The organism is Candidatus Halobonum tyrrellensis G22 (assembly GCF_000495475.1).
Lineage (GTDB): Archaea > Halobacteriota > Halobacteria > Halobacteriales > Haloferacaceae > Halobonum > Halobonum tyrrellense.
On sequence record NZ_ASGZ01000020.1, the window covers coordinates 44,802 to 59,829 of the forward strand.

General features: G+C 71.0%; 17 protein-coding genes. 5 read left to right on the forward strand and 12 right to left on the reverse strand.

From position 1 onward, the window contains the following. Nucleotides 1–108 precede the first annotated feature (108 nt). Together K933_RS06080 and K933_RS06085 are read left to right on the forward strand one after the other, a co-directional pair. A complete protein-coding gene (locus tag K933_RS06080; protein WP_023393818.1) occupies nt 109–1,893 on the forward strand; it encodes a Na+/H+ antiporter in 1,785 nt (594 codons plus the stop codon). Nucleotides 1,894–1,948: 55 nt separating this feature from the next. After that, entirely contained in the window at nt 1,949–2,407 is a 459-nt protein-coding gene (locus K933_RS06085) for a DUF5799 family protein (protein ID WP_023393819.1), read from the forward strand. 85 nt (nt 2,408–2,492) lie between these two features. On the opposite strand, the gene K933_RS18625 is transcribed toward K933_RS06085, so the two are convergent. The 9 genes from K933_RS18625 to K933_RS06125 all read right to left on the reverse strand — a co-directional run bounded on the left by K933_RS18625 (nt 2,493) and on the right by K933_RS06125 (nt 11,330). Continuing rightward, complete coding sequence (locus K933_RS18625; RefSeq protein ID WP_023393820.1) at nt 2,493–2,642, reverse strand: DUF7557 family protein; 150 nt, start codon at nt 2,640–2,642, stop codon at nt 2,493–2,495. 70 nt (nt 2,643–2,712) lie between these two features. After that, nucleotides 2,713–3,723, reverse strand: a complete 1,011-nt coding sequence (locus tag K933_RS06090) for an isocitrate/isopropylmalate family dehydrogenase (RefSeq protein WP_023393821.1) — start codon at nt 3,721–3,723, stop codon at nt 2,713–2,715. Continuing rightward, entirely contained in the window at nt 3,720–4,391 is a 672-nt protein-coding gene (leuD, locus tag K933_RS06095; protein WP_023393822.1) for a 3-isopropylmalate dehydratase small subunit, read from the reverse strand. The genes K933_RS06090 and leuD overlap by 4 nt, the downstream gene beginning before the upstream one ends. Further along, nucleotides 4,388–5,815, reverse strand: a complete 1,428-nt coding sequence (gene leuC, locus K933_RS06100; RefSeq protein WP_023393823.1) for a 3-isopropylmalate dehydratase large subunit — start codon at nt 5,813–5,815, stop codon at nt 4,388–4,390. Before leuC ends, leuD begins: the two co-directional genes overlap by 4 nt. Then, entirely contained in the window at nt 5,812–6,075 is a 264-nt protein-coding gene (locus K933_RS06105; protein WP_023393824.1) for a hypothetical protein, read from the reverse strand. Before K933_RS06105 ends, leuC begins: the two co-directional genes overlap by 4 nt. Next, nucleotides 6,068–7,162: a ketol-acid reductoisomerase gene (gene ilvC, locus K933_RS06110; protein WP_023393825.1), complete on the reverse strand. Its 1,095-nt coding sequence runs from the start codon at nt 7,160–7,162 to the stop codon at nt 6,068–6,070. The genes K933_RS06105 and ilvC overlap by 8 nt, the downstream gene beginning before the upstream one ends. After that, complete coding sequence (gene ilvN, locus K933_RS06115) at nt 7,155–7,820, reverse strand: acetolactate synthase small subunit (RefSeq protein ID WP_049947657.1); 666 nt, start codon at nt 7,818–7,820, stop codon at nt 7,155–7,157. The genes ilvC and ilvN overlap by 8 nt, the downstream gene beginning before the upstream one ends. A gap of 107 nt (nt 7,821–7,927) precedes the next feature. Further along, complete coding sequence (gene ilvB / locus K933_RS06120; protein ID WP_023393827.1) at nt 7,928–9,778, reverse strand: biosynthetic-type acetolactate synthase large subunit; 1,851 nt, start codon at nt 9,776–9,778, stop codon at nt 7,928–7,930. A gap of 379 nt (nt 9,779–10,157) precedes the next feature. Continuing rightward, entirely contained in the window at nt 10,158–11,330 is a 1,173-nt protein-coding gene (locus tag K933_RS06125; RefSeq protein ID WP_080509208.1) for a LeuA family protein, read from the reverse strand. A gap of 305 nt (nt 11,331–11,635) precedes the next feature. Here K933_RS06125 and K933_RS06130 point away from each other — a divergent pair, with 305 nt between their 5' ends. Then, the gene (locus tag K933_RS06130; protein ID WP_023393829.1) at nt 11,636–11,932 is read left to right on the forward strand and encodes a DUF5779 family protein; all 297 of its coding nucleotides are present in this window, start codon (nt 11,636–11,638) and stop codon (nt 11,930–11,932) included. Between the two features lie 15 nt (nt 11,933–11,947). On the opposite strand, the gene K933_RS06135 is transcribed toward K933_RS06130, so the two are convergent. Then, complete coding sequence (locus tag K933_RS06135; protein WP_023393830.1) at nt 11,948–12,541, reverse strand: cupin domain-containing protein; 594 nt, start codon at nt 12,539–12,541, stop codon at nt 11,948–11,950. Between the two features lie 141 nt (nt 12,542–12,682). Beyond that, nucleotides 12,683–13,426, reverse strand: coding sequence for a VOC family protein (locus K933_RS06140; protein WP_023393831.1), 744 nt, complete (start codon nt 13,424–13,426; stop codon nt 12,683–12,685). A gap of 54 nt (nt 13,427–13,480) precedes the next feature. Between K933_RS06140 and K933_RS06145 the strand changes: the two genes are divergently transcribed. Together K933_RS06145 and K933_RS06150 are read left to right on the forward strand one after the other, a co-directional pair. Further along, entirely contained in the window at nt 13,481–14,161 is a 681-nt protein-coding gene (locus tag K933_RS06145) for a hypothetical protein (RefSeq protein WP_200862297.1), read from the forward strand. Between the two features lie 108 nt (nt 14,162–14,269). Next, nucleotides 14,270–14,797 carry a hypothetical protein gene (locus K933_RS06150; protein ID WP_023393833.1) on the forward strand — a complete coding sequence of 176 codons (528 nt, stop codon included), beginning with the start codon at nt 14,270–14,272 and terminating at the stop codon, nt 14,795–14,797. On the opposite strand, the gene K933_RS06155 is transcribed toward K933_RS06150, so the two are convergent. Continuing rightward, entirely contained in the window at nt 14,785–14,994 is a 210-nt protein-coding gene (locus tag K933_RS06155) for a ribbon-helix-helix domain-containing protein (RefSeq protein ID WP_023393834.1), read from the reverse strand. The two genes, K933_RS06150 and K933_RS06155, sit on opposite strands and share 13 nt — an antisense overlap. Nucleotides 14,995–15,028: the final 34 nt, after the last annotated feature.

Genomic DNA, 15,028 nt, shown 5'->3' on the forward strand with positions numbered 1-15,028 from the left:
ACCGTCGACCGGCCGTCCCGCCGGTCTCGCGCGCCGCGGACGTGAAAGCGTTTAGTCGCCCCCGGTCGGACGGGACGGTACCCGAATGTCACACACCCAACGATCCTCGTGTCGGAGGGGACGCTGACCGTGCTCGCGTCGGCCGTCCTGCTCCAGGAGGAAGCGACCGGCATCGTCGCGGAACTCATCCCGCTGTTGTCCGTGTTCCTGATCGCGGCGGGCGTCGGTACGATCGTCGCCAAGGTCGGTCGGTTCCCGTACACGATCGCGCTGTTACTCGCGGGGTTCGTCGTCTCGATCGCCGGGGTCGAGATCGGCGTGGCGAGCGAACTCTCACACGACCTCATCCTGTTGGTCATCCTGCCCGCCCTGCTGTTCGAGGGGGCGGCGACGACCGACCTCGAGGAGTTCCGGCGGAACCTGCTGCCGATCCTCCTGCTCGCGGTGCCGGGACTGATCGTGTCGGTGCTCCTCGTGGGGTTCGTCGGCTCGTACGCGCTGGGGTTCCCGCTGGTCGTCTCGCTTCTGTTCGCGGCGATGATCCTCCCCACCGACCCGGTGTCGGTGCTCGCGGTGTTCGACGAACTCGGCGCGCCCGACCGCCTCTCCGTCTTAGTCGAGGGGGAGTCGCTGATCAACGACGGCGTCGGCGTCGTCATCTTCACGACGCTGCTCACGCTGGTCCAACAGGGGATCGAGCCGTCGCGGCTGTTCACGCTGTCGGGCGCCGCGGACGTGCTCAGCGAACTCGTCGTCGTCTCGCTCGGGGGGATGCTGGTCGGGTTGGCGGCCGGCTACGCGGTGTACCAGGTGATGTACAACCTCGACGAGCACATGACCGAGATCGTCCTCACGCTCGTGTTGGCGTACGGGAGCTTCCTCCTCGCGGAGCACTACCTCCACGTCAGCGGCGTGATCGCCACCGTCGTCGCGGGGCTGTTCATCGGCAACCAGGGCGCCGAGTACGCGATGAGCCCGCGGACGAAGGTGTCGGTGTTCAACACCTGGGAGACCGCGGCGTTCATCGTCAACACGTTCGTCTTCGTCGCTATCGGCGTCCGGACGCCGATCGGCGACCTCGTGCGGTTCGCCGACCTGCTCGTGATCGGACTCGTGCTCACGCTCGCGGCGCGGGCGGTGGTCGTCTACGCGACGACCGCCGTCGTCAACCAGTGGCTGTCGAACGACATCCCGTTCTCCTACCAGCACGTCATGGTGTGGGGCGGACTCCACGGCTCGATCCCGATCGCGCTCGTGTTGGGGCTGCCCGCGCCCGGCACCACCGTCCCCGAGGCGTTCCCCCGCGCGCAGTTGACCGCGCTCGTGTTCGGCATCGCGGCGTTCTCGCTGGTCGTCCAGGGGCTGTCGATGGGGCGGCTACTCGATAGACTCGACATCGTCACCCGGTCGGACGCCGAGGAACTGTACGAACTGCTCACCGGCCGCGCCCGCGCGGTCGACCAGGCGCTCGAAGCCGCCGAGCGGCTCAACTCGCAGGGCGACATCCCCGGCGACGTGTACGAGGACTTCCAGGCGGAGTACGGCCGCGAGAAGGAGGACCTCGACCGCGCCATCTCGACGCTGTTGACCGACAACCCCGAACTCCGCCACGAGCGGGTGCTGATCGGCGAGCGGCAGGTGCTCCGTCGCGAGAAGAGCGCGATCCTCGACGCGGTCCGCTCGGGCGTCATCGCCGACGACGTGGGCGACAGGCTCACCGAGGAGGTCGACCTCAAACTCGACATGGTGCGCGGCGGGGAGTCGACCGCCCACGAGTACGGCGAGGGGTTCACCGAGTTCTGGCGCCAGCGCGCCGACGAGTTCGGTCTCGACGTCGACGTCCACATGGACGAACCGACCGGAGAGCGGAGCGGGGAGGAGCGGGCGGAGTAGCGTCGGATCCGTCCGGGAGGGAAATCCACATACCCGCTCGCGGTCATCGGAGGGTATGAGCGAGTGGACCGACGCCATCGTCGGCGAACGGATGACGGTCGACCGGGAGTTCTCCGAGCGGGTGCGCGACTCCCGCTTCTCCAATCAGGAGTGGGGACTGGTCATGACCGCCACCGAGTTCGAGATCGAAAACGCCGACGACCCCGAGACGGCGCGGGTGGTCGCCGACACCTCGAAGGTGCCGCAGATCCTCCCCGCCTTAGAGGAGATGTCCTCACAGACGGGTGCCGTCCCCGGCGCGGGCGGGGGCGACGCGGGCGGCCGCTCGTCCGGGTCGGGCGGCATCGTCTCGACTCTCAAGGAGGCGCTGTTCGGCGGCGGTGGCGGCGGCGGCGCCGACGACGAGAAACTCGACGCGGCCGAGGAACTCACCGCCGAGTACGCCGAGCGACTGCAGGAACGCCTCGAAGCCAACGGCAAGTGGGAGCAGGTCCGCATCGCCTACCAGGAGTAGCCGTCGCTCGGCCGGGCGCGGTACGCGAAGCGAGGGTCGTCGCGGGCCAGCGAACGCCCGCGACCGGCGGGACCGGACGCCTAGCCTACACCTCGTCGCCGCCGTGGAACATCGTCAACTCCTCGGCCTCGTAGATGTTGATGAGTTCCTCGACGAGTTCCTCGTAGCTCTCGTCCTCTTGGCGGAGCCCCTTCAGCCGTTCGAGCGTCTCCTCGCTCACGTGGATGTCCGGCATGCTCCCCAGTACTCCCCGCCGTCGCAAAAGAGTTTGTTCCGATTCGTCTCCGCCCGCGGCCCGCACCCGGCTACAGTCGCGCCAGTACCGCGTCGGTCACCTCGTCGGTGGTCGCCTCGCCGCCCAGGTCGGGCGTGCGCGGGCCGTCCGACAGCGTCGCCTCGACGGCGGCGCGCACGTCGGCGCCCGCCGCCTCGTCGTCGAGGTACTCGACGAGCATCGCGGCCGACAGCATCGCCGCCGCGGGGTTGGCGACCCCCTCGCCCGCGATGTCGGGCGCGGTGCCGTGGACGGGTTCGAACAGCGCGCGGTCGGGACCGACGTTCGCCGACGGCAACAGTCCCAGCCCGCCCACGAGACCGGCCGCCAGGTCCGAGAGCACGTCGCCCGCGAGGTTGGGACAGACCACCGTGTCGAACCGCTCGGGTTCGAGACACACCCGCGTGGCGAACGCGTCCATCAGCACCTCCTCGGTGTCGACGCCCGCCTCCCCGGCGGCGTCGACGACGGCGTCGCGGAACCGGCCGTCGGTCTCGCGCATCACGTTCGCCTTGTGGACCACCTGGAGCGTGTCGGTGTCGCGCCCCTCGACGTACTCGCAGGCGAACTCGGCGAGCCGTCGGGACGCCGAGTCGGTCACGACGCGCGTCAGCGTCGAGAGGTCGTCGGAGAGGCGGTCCTCGTGGCCGGCGTACACGCCCTCGGTGTTCTCCCGGAGGAACACGAGGTCGGTCTCGGGGCGGAGCGCGTCGACGCCCGGGAACGCCCGCGCGGGGCGGACGTTCACGAACGAGCCGACGGCCTCCCGGAGCGGGAGGATCACGTCGGCGGCCGTCTCGCCGGCGGCGCCGAACAGCGTGGCGTCCGCGCTCGCGGCCAACTCGTACGTCTCCTCGGGGAGCGCGCTCCCCGTCTCCTCGCGTACGGCGTCGCCCGCCTCGCCGGCGACGAACTCGAACTCGCCGACCGCATCGAGGACGCGCCGGGCCGCCGGGATCACTTCGGCGCCGATGCCGTCGCCGGCGATCACGGCGACCGTCGCCGGGTTCGCGGGGTCGCTCCCGCCTCCACCCGCGCTCATCGGTCGCCCGCGGGGATCTGGTCGTCGCGTACGTACGGCAGCGACTCGGCGGTCTCGCGGACCGCGCCCGCGTTCGACTTCATCAGCGCGGTGGTGTCCCACTCCCCTTCGACCAGCGCACGCCGTTGGGCGTCGTCGACGGAGACGCTCATCTCGTTGCCACCGTAGGTCACCGTCTCGGCCGCGACGTCGACGTCGATCTCGCCGTCGGGGTGGTCGTCGATCCACTGCTGGAGCGCGTTGATCGACTCGTGGTCGGCGGTCACGGTCGGCACGCCCAACGCGAGACAGTTGCCCGCGAAGATCTCCGCGAACGACTCGCCGACGATCGCGTCGATCCCCCAGCGCATCAGCGCCTGGGGAGCGTGTTCCCGGGAGGACCCGCAGCCGAAGTTGGCGTTGACCGCGAGCACGCTCGCGCCCTGGAACCGCTCCTCGTTGAACGGGTGGTCCTTCTCCTCGTCGTCGTCGGTGAACCGCTGGTCGAAGAAGGAGAACTGACCCAGGCCGTCGAACGTGACCACCTTCATGAACCGCGCCGGGATGATCTGGTCGGTGTCGATGTCGTTCCCCCGGACGGGGACGCCCGTCCCCGAAACCCGCAACACCGTCTCGGCGGGGCCGCCCGCACCGTCGTCCGCGTCGGGGTCGGAGCCGTCGGCGCTCACGCGCGGACCTCCTCGCGCTCTTCGATGTCGCGCACGTCGGTCACCTCGCCGGTGACCGCCGCGGCCGCGACCATCCGGGGGTTCATCAGGACCGTCCTGCCGTCCTTCGACCCCTGCCGGCCGACGAAGTTGCGGTTCGACGACGAGGCACAGGTCTCCGCGCCCTCCAACTGGTCTTCGTTCATGCCGAGACACATCGAACAGCCCGCGTTGCGCCACTCGAAGCCGGCCTCGCGGAACGTGTCCGCGAGCCCCTCCGCCTCGGCGGCCGCCTGGACCCGCTGGCTCCCGGGCACCACCATCGCACGCACGTCGTCGTGGACCGTCCGGCCGCGGACGACCCGCGCCGCGCGCCGGAGGTCCGTGAGCCGCGCGTTGGTGCACGACCCCAGGAACGCGACGTCCACCTGGTACCCCTCCATGGTCTCGCCGGGCGTGACGCCCATGTGCTCTTGGGCGCGCTCGGCGGTGTCGCGTTTGTCCTCGGGGAGGTCGTCCGGAGCGGGGATCGGTTGGGTGATCCCGACGCCCTGCCCCGGGGTCGTCCCCCACGTCACCATCGGTTCGAGCGAGTCGCCGTCGATCGTGACCACGTCGTCGTACTCCGCGTCGTCGTCCGAGCGCACCGACTCCCAGTAGGGTTTCAACTCCTCGAATCGCTCGGGGTCGTCGGCGAACTCGTCGGTGTCGGCGAGCCACTCGTAGGTGGTCTCGTCGGGGTTGACGTAGCCCGCGCGCGCGCCGCCCTCGATCGACATGTTGCAGATCGACATCCGCCCCTCCATGTCGAGCGACTCGATCGCCTCGCCGGCGTACTCGTAGACGTAGCCCACGCCGCCGTCGGTGCCGAGCGTCCGGATGATCTCCAAGATCACGTCCTTCGCCTCGACGCCGTCGCCGAGTTCGCCCGTGACCTCGATCCGACGGACGTCCTTCTTCTCCATCGCGACACAGCCCGTCGCGAGCACGTCGCGGATCTGGGAGGTACCGATCCCGAACGCGAGCGCGCCGAACGCGCCGTGAGTCGAGGTGTGCGAGTCGCCACACACCACGGTCTTGCCGGGCTGGGTCAGCCCCTGTTCGGGACCGACCACGTGGACGATGCCCTGATCCCCCGTGGAGGGGTCGGAGAACCGGATCCCCGCCTCGCGGACGTTCGTCTCGAGTTCGCTCATCATCTCCTCGGCCGCGTCGTCGCCGTACGGTCGGCTCTGGTCGGCGGTCGGGACGATGTGGTCGACCGTAGCGTGGGTCAACTCGGGGTACGCCACCTCCATCCCGCGCTCGTCGAGCATGCCGAACGCCTGCGGGCTCGTCACCTCGTGGATCAGGTGGAGGCCGACGAACAGTTGGGTCTGTCCCGTCGGGAGCTCCGTCACCTCGTGCCGGTCCCACACCTTGTCGTACAGCGTGCCTTCGCTCATGTGTCGTCCCCTCGGTCCGCGCCGCTCCGCTCGCCGCCCCGCGCCCACACGTCCGCGGGGTCGGGGTACGGCGGCTCGTGGTCGACGTCCGCGACGGTCCCGTCGCTCGCGCCGTCCGACCCGCGGTCACGCTCGCGGGTCGCCCCGCCGTCGGCCACCGCCGGCCCGCGGCGGTACACCGCGCCGAACGTCTCGCCGGTCTCGGGGTGGGTGTGACGGACGTCCGCCATCGTCGCCCCCTCGTCGCGCCCCTCAGTCATCGGCGCGCATTCCCGTTCGCTCCTGTTCCTCCTCGTCGGACTCCGACTCGCTCTCGCTCGCCTCGTCTTCGCCCCACGCGAACAGGCTCCGGAGGTCCTCGCCGACGTCCTCGATGTCGTGGTTCTTCTCCGCCGTCCGCAACTGGGTGTAGGAGGGTCGGCCCGCCTGGTTCTCGGCGATCCACTCGCGGGCGAACGTGCCGTTCTGGACCGCTTCGAGCACCTCCTCCATGTTCTCGCGGGCGTGTTCGTCGACGATCTCGTCGCCGCGGACCAGTCCGCCGTACTCGGCGGTGTCCGACACCGAGTCCCACATGCCGCCGAGCCCGCCCTCGTACATCAGGTCGACGATGAGTTTCAGTTCGTTGAGCACCTCGAAGTACGCCATCTCGCGGCTGTACCCCGCCTCGACCAGCGTCTCGTACCCCTGTTTCACCAGCGAGGTGACGCCGCCGCACAGCACCGCCTGCTCGCCGAACAGGTCCGTCTCCGTCTCCTCGCGGAACGTCGTCTCGATAACGCCCGCGCGCGTACAGCCGATCGCGTGGGCGTACGCCAGCCCCTCCTCGCGGGCGTCGCCGGAGGCGTCCTGGTACACCGCGAGCAGCCCCGGGGTGCCCTGGTCGGCCTCGTAGTTGCGCCGGACGAGGTGGCCCGGCGACTTCGGCGCGACCATCGTCACGTCGACGTCCTCGGGCGGGCGGATCTGGTTGTAGTGGATGTTGAACCCGTGGGCGAACTGGAGCGTGTCGCCGGCGTCCAACTCCTCGCGTACCGCCTCGAACACGTCCGGCTGGACCGTGTCGGGGACGAGCATCGAGACGATGTCCGCCTCGCTCGCCGCCTCGACGGGCGTCGCGACGCGCAGGCCGTCCGCCTCCGCGGCGTCCCGCGAGGAGGAGCCCTCCCGCAGCCCGACCACCACGTCCACGCCGCTCTCGGAGAGGTTCTGCGCGTGGGCGTGCCCCTGGCTCCCGTAGCCGAGGACGGCCACCGTCTTGTCGTCGATGTACGAGCGGTCCGCGTCCTCGTCGTAGTGTACTGTCGTGTCGAATCCGTCGTCGGTGTCGTCCGTGTCGTCAGTCATCGTATTCTCCTGTCTTCTCCGCCGCCGTCTCCGTTTCGGTCTCGTCCGCGCCGGTCGCCGAGTGGCCCGGCTCCTCGCCGGGCGTCGTCGGCGAGTCGCCGCGTTCGAGCGCGGTCTGTCCCGTCCGTGCGATCTCGATGATGCCGAACTGCCGGAACGCGTCGATCGCGTCGTCGATCTTCCCCTGGTCGCCCGTGATCTGGGCGGTGATGGTGCGCGGTCCCGCGTCGAGCGTCTGGCCCTCGTACATCTCCGTGATCGCGTGGACCTTGTCGGGTTCCTCGCCGCGCACCTTCAGAAGCACCAGCTCCGCCCGCACCGCGTCGTCGCGGAGTTCGCCAACCGCGATGACGGGCGTGAGCTTCTTGAGCTGTTTCTTCGCCTGGTCGATCCCCGAGTCCGTCTCCTCGACCACCAGCGTGATCCGCGAGTGGCCGTCGACGGTCGTCGGACCGACCGTCAGGCTCTCGATGTTGAACTGCCGCCGGGAGAACAGCCCCGAGACGCGCGAGAGCACGCCCGGTTCGTTCTCGACGAGCGCCGAGACGGCGGCGGTCCGCTCGGCCTCCGCGGCCTCCACCTCGGGGTCGACCCGGACGCCGTGGCTGTTCCGCCGGCCCGCGGGCTGGGGGCGCTCCTCGGGGCGCGCGCCCGCCATCCCGCGGTTGGGGGTGTCCTCGCCCGGCCGGCGCGCGCTCTCGGCGTCCGGCGCGTCCGCGGGGTGGTCCGGGTCGGCGTCGCTCGCGTTCGCGTCGTCGCTTCCGCTCATAGCTGGTCCTCCGTCAGCGCGAACTCGCCGTTGGCGCCGCCGCTCGACACCATCGGGTAGACGTTCTCCTGGGGGTCGACCCGCGCGTCGACCACCGAGGGACCGTCGTACGACAGCGCCTCCTCGACGACGTCGCTCACCTCGTCGTACGACTCGATGGAGAAGCCGCGCGCGCCGAACGCCTCGGCCATCGTGTCGAACTCCGGCATCCAGTCGTACTCCGAGGCCATGTGCCGCCCCTCGAAGAACGCGTCCTGCCACTGTCTGACCATCCCGATGTACTCGTTGTTGAGCACCACGACGGTGATGTCGAGGTGTTCGCGGACGGCGACCGACAGCTCCTGTATCGTCATCAGGAACGAGCCGTCGCCGTCGAAACACACCACCGGGCGGTCGGTCTCGTCGCGTTCGTCGAGCGCGACCCGCGCGCCGATGGCGCCGGGCAGCCCGTACCCCATCGTCCCCAACCCGTGCGAGGAGACGAACGTCCGCGGCTGCGTGAACGTCCAGTACTGCGCCGCCCACATCTGGTGTTGGCCGACGCCCGTGGTCACGACGGCGTCGTCGGCGGTGGCGGCGTCGAACGCCTCGACGACGAACTGCGGTCGGACCGGCTCGTCGGGGTCGACCACGTAGTCCATCGGGAACGACTCGCGCCACCCCGTACACCGCTCGCGCCACGACTCGACGTCGGGCGACTCACCCATCGCGGCGCTCACTTGCTCGAGCGCGGTGCCCGCGTCGCCGACCACCGGGTAGTCGGCGTGGACGTTCTTCGATATCTCCGCGGGGTCGATATCGACGTGGACGACCTCCGCCTCGGGGGCGAACGTCTCGACGCCGCCCGTCAGGCGGTCGTCGAAGCGCGTCCCGACCGCGATCAGACAGTCGGTGTGGGTGATCGCCATGTTGGCGTAGCCGGTGCCGTGCATCCCCGCCCACGACAGACAGAGGTCGTCGTCCTCGGGGAAGCTCCCGATGCCGGGCATCGTCGTCACCACCGGAATGCCGTGTTCGCGCGCGAACGCGCGCGCCTCCTCGGTCGCGTTCCCCTTGATGACGCCGCCGCCGAACAGACACAGCGGCCGCTCCGCCGCCTCGATGGCGCGGGCGGCGGCCGCCACCTCCGCGGTGTCGGCCTCGGGGTCGGGCGTCGACCGCGCCGGCGCCTCCGCCGGCCCGGGTTCCCGGTCGGTGTCGTCGAGCGAGACGTCCTTCGGCAGGTCGACCAGCGTCGGCCCCGGGCGGCCGGTCCGCGCGAGCGCGAACGCCTCGCCGACGGTGTCGCCCACCGTGTCGGCGTCGCTCGCGAAGTAGTTGTGCTTCGTGATGGGCTTGGTGACGCCCGTCGTGTCGGTCTCTTGGAACGCGTCCGAGCCGACCATGTGGCTCGGCACCTGCCCCGTGAGCGCGAGCATCGCGTCCGAGTCCATCGACGCGTCCGCGATGCCGGTCACGAGGTTGGTCGCGCCCGGGCCAGAGGTGGCGAGACAGACGCCGGGGTCGCCGGCGACGACGCCGTACGCGTCGGCGGCGTGGGCGGCGCCCTGTTCGTGCGCCATCGTCAGGTGGGTGATCGACGAGTGGTACAGCGCGTCGTAGATGGGCATGATCGCGCCGCCCTGCACGCCGAACGCGCGGGTGACGTCCGCGCCTTCGAGCGCGGCGATCACCGACTCCGCGCCCGTGGTCGGCGTCCAGGTGTCCGGCCGCTCTGGCTCGCCGTCGTCGGCGTCCGGGCCGGCCTCCGGCGTGGCGTCGGTCTCGCGCTCGCGCGCGTCGGTTCCTCCTCGGTCGGTCGCGTCCGTCTCCTCGTCGTCGGCGAGTGGGTTCGTGGACTCGCTCATCGGGTGGCTCCTGTGTGCATCTGGGTCTGGGTCGTGGTGTCGGCGCGTCGGCCGGCCGACGGGCGGGTGCCCGTCGGTCGTCGGTACGGTCGGACGTGGTCGGAAGAAGGGGGGTGGTGAGGGGTGGCTATACCCCTACAATACGCGCGACCCCGACGACCGGCGCGGTCGCTCCGCGGTCGGAGCGGGCGCGTGCGGCGACGGTTCGGGGCATCTCGACCGACCGTATCGGGTGAACGTACAAAACGCTGTCCCGTCCGGCAAACGTTGCGCGGTCGCGGGTGGCCGGTGGCGCCGACGGGAGTAGCGTCGACGCCTCCCCCGCCGGCGGACCGGCGGACCCGCCGCTGGTCGGGCGCGTCGAACGCGGGGGGAGTCATCAGACCCTCGCCCCCCGCTCGCTCTCCTCGTCGGTCCGCTCGACGCCCGCCTCCTCGGCGAACGCTATCACGTCGTCCATCGTGACGCGGCCCTCGGCGCCGTGGTCCTTCACGCGCCGGGTCACCGTCCGGACCTGGTCGTCGGTCGGGTCGAACCCCGCCTCGGTCAGCCGCTGGCGCACCGAGTGGGTGCCGGTGTGCTTGCCCATCACCAACTCCCGCTCGGCGCCCACCATCTCGGGGGTCATCACGCCGGGTTCGAACGTGTCGCTGTTCTCGATGATCCCCGCGGCGTGGATGCCCGACTCGTGGCTGAACGCGTTCCGCCCCACGACGGGCTTGTTCGCGGGCACCGGCATGTCGCTGGCCTCCTCGACCAGCCGCGACAGCGCGGTTATCTCGCGGGTGTTCACGCCGGTGTCGGCGTCGTACAGCGACTCCGCGGCCATCACGACCTCCTCGAAGGCGGCGTTGCCCGCCCGCTCGCCGATGCCGTTGACCGACACCTGCACCTGCTCGGCGCCCGCCTCGACGCCCGTGAGCGCGTTGGCGGCGGCGAGTCCGAAGTCGTCGTGCGTGTGAACGTCCACGCGCGCGTCTGTGTGCGCACAGACCACCTCGATCAGGTCGGCGAACCGAGTGGGCGTGGCGACCCCGCACGTGTCGGGGATGTTGATCCAGTCGGCGCCCGCCTCGGTGGTCGCCTCGATCATCTCGATCAGGAACGGCTCGTCCGTCCGGGTGGCGTCCATCGGCGAGAACATCACCTCCGCGCCGGACTCGGCCGCCCGCTCGACCGCCGCGACCGACCGCTCCTTCACCTCCTCGCGCGTGGAGTGCATGGAGTCCTCTATCTGCACGTCGCTGGTCGACGCGAACGTGTGGATCATGTCCACGTCCGCGTCGATGGCGGCGTCCACGTCCTTCTCGACGACGCGGGCGAGCCCGCAGACCGTCGCGTCCACGTCGGCCGCGATGTCCGCGACCGCCTCGAACTCCGCGTCGGAGTTGACCGGGAACCCCGCCTCGATGACGGTCGTCCCCGCCTCGTCGAGCGCCGTGGCTATCTCCCGCTTCTGTTCGTAGTCGAACGACGTTCGCGGCGACTGCTCGCCGTCGCGCAGCGTCGTATCGAAGATCCGCACCGTCTCGAACTCGTCAGTGGCACTCAGTGTGCCCTGGAAGAACTCGTTCCGCCGGGCTGGTTACCGACGAGTCCTGGGTATGGGACATCGTCCACCCTGACGCCGACCTCGTTGTAAAGTGTTCCGGTCGGACAGACGCGCGCCGTGCCGAACAGTCACACGGTAGCACGCGCCGCGACGCGAAACCGCACGACGTCGACGGCTATCATCGATATATACTCCTAATACGCCCTGATACTCGACCGGTTCCGATCCGCAACTTCGGGGCGGGCGCGACGGGGCCGTCGGATGCGACCGAACGCTTTTGGCGGGTGGCGCCGACCGGGTGCGTGATGACCGACACCGACTTCGGACTCGACCTCCACGAGGCCGAAGACCAACTCGACGGCGAGGTGGCCGGCGAGGTCGTACTCGGGGTGCTCGACGGGGAGACCGACCCCGAAGAGTGGGTCCGCAACGTCGAGTACGGCAACGTGCTCGTGCTCGCGGTGGTCGGGGACCTCGACGAACTCGCCGCCGGGTTCGCCGAGCCGGTGGTCGAGATGGGCGGCGAACTCACCCACTTCCGGGGCTTTCTGGTCGTCTCGCCGCCGAACGTGGACATCAACACCGACCGCCTCGGCGGCTGACGACGCTCACCGCCTTCAGGACTCCTTCATCTCGGTTCGCCCGGAGAACCGCCGGGTCTCCGCGCCGCAGTCCGCACACGAGAGCACGTACACCTCCGCGCCGTCGCGGCCCTCGTCGCGGTCCCACTCGCGGTCGGTCACCTCGCCGCACGCGGGACACCGCTCCTCGATGACGGAGCCGTCGTCCGTCTTGGGCGCGCCCACCGCGAGTATCCGCGCGGGTTCATCGCCCGTTGCCACCGCCCGGTTGGGGGCGTCGGCGGGGACGAAGAACGCCTCGTTCTCCGCCACACGATACTGGCCTTCGGGCGTCTCCACGTCTATCGCGCCCGCGATCACGTAGAACAGTTCCTCGTGGTCGGGGTGGCGGTGGTAGCCCCACGGCACCTGCTCGCCGGGGTCGGCCTCGTAGTAGTTGCAGCCGAACGCCGAGACGCCGAGCGCCTCGTCGAGTTCCCGCTTGACCCGCGTGGGGTTTGGCGTGTTCTCCACCTCGTCGACCGCCACGGTCCGGTAGCCGCGCTCGGAGCCGCCGTCCGTCGCCCGCGGCTCCGTCTGCTCCGTCCCGGGTCGCTCGTCGGCGGTGCCGGTGTCGCTTGGGTCGCTCACGACCCGACGAACGCGAGTCGGGGGGAAAACTCCGTGGGCGGCGGCCGTCGGCGCGTCGCGGCCGACGGTGCCGACACCATCGGCGCGTCGGCAGTCACCGCGGTTCGGCGGCGACCGCCGGCGGGTCGTCGGCCTCCCGCGCTACCGCTCCGCCGCGGCGCCGTCCCGGTCGGTCGGGTACAACAGGAGGTGGTGACCGTCGGCGTCGTACAGTTCGACGCTCCCGTCGGGTCGTTCGAGCGGCCGGACCGCGGGCGCGTCGCCGAACGCCCGCTCGGCGGCCGCGGCGGGGTCGTCCAGCCTGACGCCGATATCGACGTGGACCCCGCCGCGGGCGCCCGCCAACCCCACCTGCGGCTCCCAGAGTTCGAGGTCGAACGGCCGGTCGGCGCCCGCCGGCCCGCGGAGCCTGACCCGGCGGCGCTCGACGCCGCGGTCGACCGGTTCGAAGCCGAGCGCGCGGTACGTCCGCTCGGTGTCGTCGAGGTTCGCCACCTCCAGGACCACCTCGAACACGCCGACCAGCCCGGCGCCGCCGTCGGCGACACCGCCGACCTCGGGACAGTGGCCGTCGTCGTCGAACGGGTACAGCGAGCGAAACGAGTCGAACGACACCTCCTCGGCGTCCGGGAAGCGCGCGCGCCAGGCGTCGTACTCGCGGGCGGGCGTCTCGAACGCGAAGTGGACGTGGAGACCGCCGCGGGGCACCGACCGGGGCCGCCGGCAGACCAGGTCGGTGCCGCCGACGTCGAACGCGAGTTCCGTCCGGCTCCGCCGGGACGGGACGAGTCCGAGCCGGTCGGCGTAGAAGCGCGCGGCGCGGTCGAGATCCGACACCTCCAGCGCGAGGTGGGCGAGCGCGGGGGGCGGCGAGGCGGCTGACACGCCCCCACCCACGCGGCGGCCGGACTTAAGCCCGGGGCGCCCCTCCGTTCGTCCATGCCGATGAAACAGTCCGGCGCGACCGACCCGACGGTCATCGACGAGTTCGACGGCGGCGTCGGCTGGATCGCCTACCCCGACGAACGGATGGAGCGGGCGAGCCACGCGCTGTCGGTCGACGGCGAAATCTGGGTGTTCGACCCGGTCGACGCCCGCGGCGTCGACGACCTGCTCGCCGACTTGGAGGGGGAGGTCGCCGGCACGGTCGTCTGTCTCGACCGACACACGCGCGACGCCGACACGATCGCCGCCCGCCACGACGTGCCCGTCTACGTTCCCGACTGGATGACCGACGTGGCCTCCGAGGTGGACGCGCCCGTCGAACGGTTCGGCCGCCGACTCGGCGGCCTGCGCGCGGTCACCGTGAAGGACGGCTCGATCCCCCCCTGGCAGGAGGTCGCACTGTACGACGAGCCCGGCGGGACGCTGTACGTCGCCGAGACGCTCGGCACCTCCTCGTACATGGTCGCGCGGGGCGAACGACTCGGCGTCCACCCGATGTTGCGGCTCGCGCCGCCGCGCCGGCCGTTCAGCGGTCTCGACCCCGACCGGGTGCTCGTGGGCCACGGCCGGGGCGTCCTCGGCGGCGGCGGCGACGCGGTCCGGGCCGCGCTCGCCTCCTCGCGGTCGAAGGCGCCGTCGCTGTACCTCCAGGCGCTGCGGTCGATGCTCCCCTGACCCGCTCGCCCGCCGTCCCCTCGTGACGCCTCCGTCCGCCGCCCCCGTCGAGCGGCGCGCTCGCGGTGCGACGCGGACTTTTTACCCGGCGCGCCCGACACCGACCGTGTGGTTCTCGTCACACGCGACCTGCTGTCGGTGCTGCTCGAACGCGCGGACGCGCAGGACCCCGAGCCGGCGAACGTCCGCCTCGACGCCACGCCGGCGGGGGAGCTGTCGGGCGACGTCGACGGGGTCGACCCCGACGCGCCCGTGCTCACGCACTTCTACTTCCCCGAGGCGGGCGGGTCGGTCGCGGCCGTCTTCGGGATGGATCTGGGCGCGCCGGCCTCGCGCGCGCGGTTCGTCTCCCACCCCGACGGGAACCCCAAGCTCACCAAGGCGGACGACCTCGCGGCGGCCGTGATCGTGGTCACGCCGCCGTACCGCGCGGACGACGTGCGCGCGTACGACCGCCACGGGCGGGGGCTCGACCTGCGCGTACTCGACGCCGTCCCGCCCGAAGAGCGGATCGGCGAGGTCCCCGGCGACGCCGACCCCGACGATACGGACCGGGGGTCGGACGGCGGGCCGGCGGACGGCGGCGCCGGGGGCGGACGCGCCGGCACCGACGCGGACGCCGACTACTCCAGGTAGCCCAGGTCGTGAAGCTGGTCGGTTATCTCGTCGAACTCCGCCTCGCTCAGCGAGCCTTCCTTCTGGTGTTGGATCACGATACTCCGCAGCAGGAATCGCACGAGGTCGCTCGTCGAGGAGAAACTCGTCCCCTCGATGGTCTCCTCGACCCGGTCGGCGAGGTCCTTCGGGATCGAGACCGTGGTGTAGTCCGTCACGTCCCGGCGTGAGGATGCTGTGCCGATAAGCGCG

Excerpts from the sequence above, each read along its gene's own strand:
- K933_RS06085 (WP_023393819.1), top strand. The coding sequence starts at position 1,949 with ATGAGCGAGTGGACCGACGCCATCGTCGGCGAACGGATGACGGTCGAC.
- K933_RS18625 (WP_023393820.1), bottom strand. The coding sequence starts at position 2,642 with ATGCCGGACATCCACGTGAGCGAGGAGACGCTCGAACGGCTGAAGGGG.
- K933_RS06090 (WP_023393821.1), bottom strand. The coding sequence starts at position 3,723 with ATGAGCGCGGGTGGAGGCGGGAGCGACCCCGCGAACCCGGCGACGGTC.
- leuC (WP_023393823.1), bottom strand. The coding sequence starts at position 5,815 with ATGAGCGAAGGCACGCTGTACGACAAGGTGTGGGACCGGCACGAGGTG.
- K933_RS06105 (WP_023393824.1), bottom strand. The coding sequence starts at position 6,075 with ATGACTGAGGGGCGCGACGAGGGGGCGACGATGGCGGACGTCCGTCAC.
- ilvC (WP_023393825.1), bottom strand. The coding sequence starts at position 7,162 with ATGACTGACGACACGGACGACACCGACGACGGATTCGACACGACAGTA.
- ilvN (WP_049947657.1), bottom strand. The coding sequence starts at position 7,820 with ATGGCGGGCGCGCGCCCCGAGGAGCGCCCCCAGCCCGCGGGCCGGCGG.
- ilvB (WP_023393827.1), bottom strand. The coding sequence starts at position 9,778 with ATGAGCGAGTCCACGAACCCACTCGCCGACGACGAGGAGACGGACGCG.
- K933_RS06130 (WP_023393829.1), top strand. The coding sequence starts at position 11,636 with ATGACCGACACCGACTTCGGACTCGACCTCCACGAGGCCGAAGACCAA.
- K933_RS06145 (WP_200862297.1), top strand. The coding sequence starts at position 13,481 with ATGCCGATGAAACAGTCCGGCGCGACCGACCCGACGGTCATCGACGAG.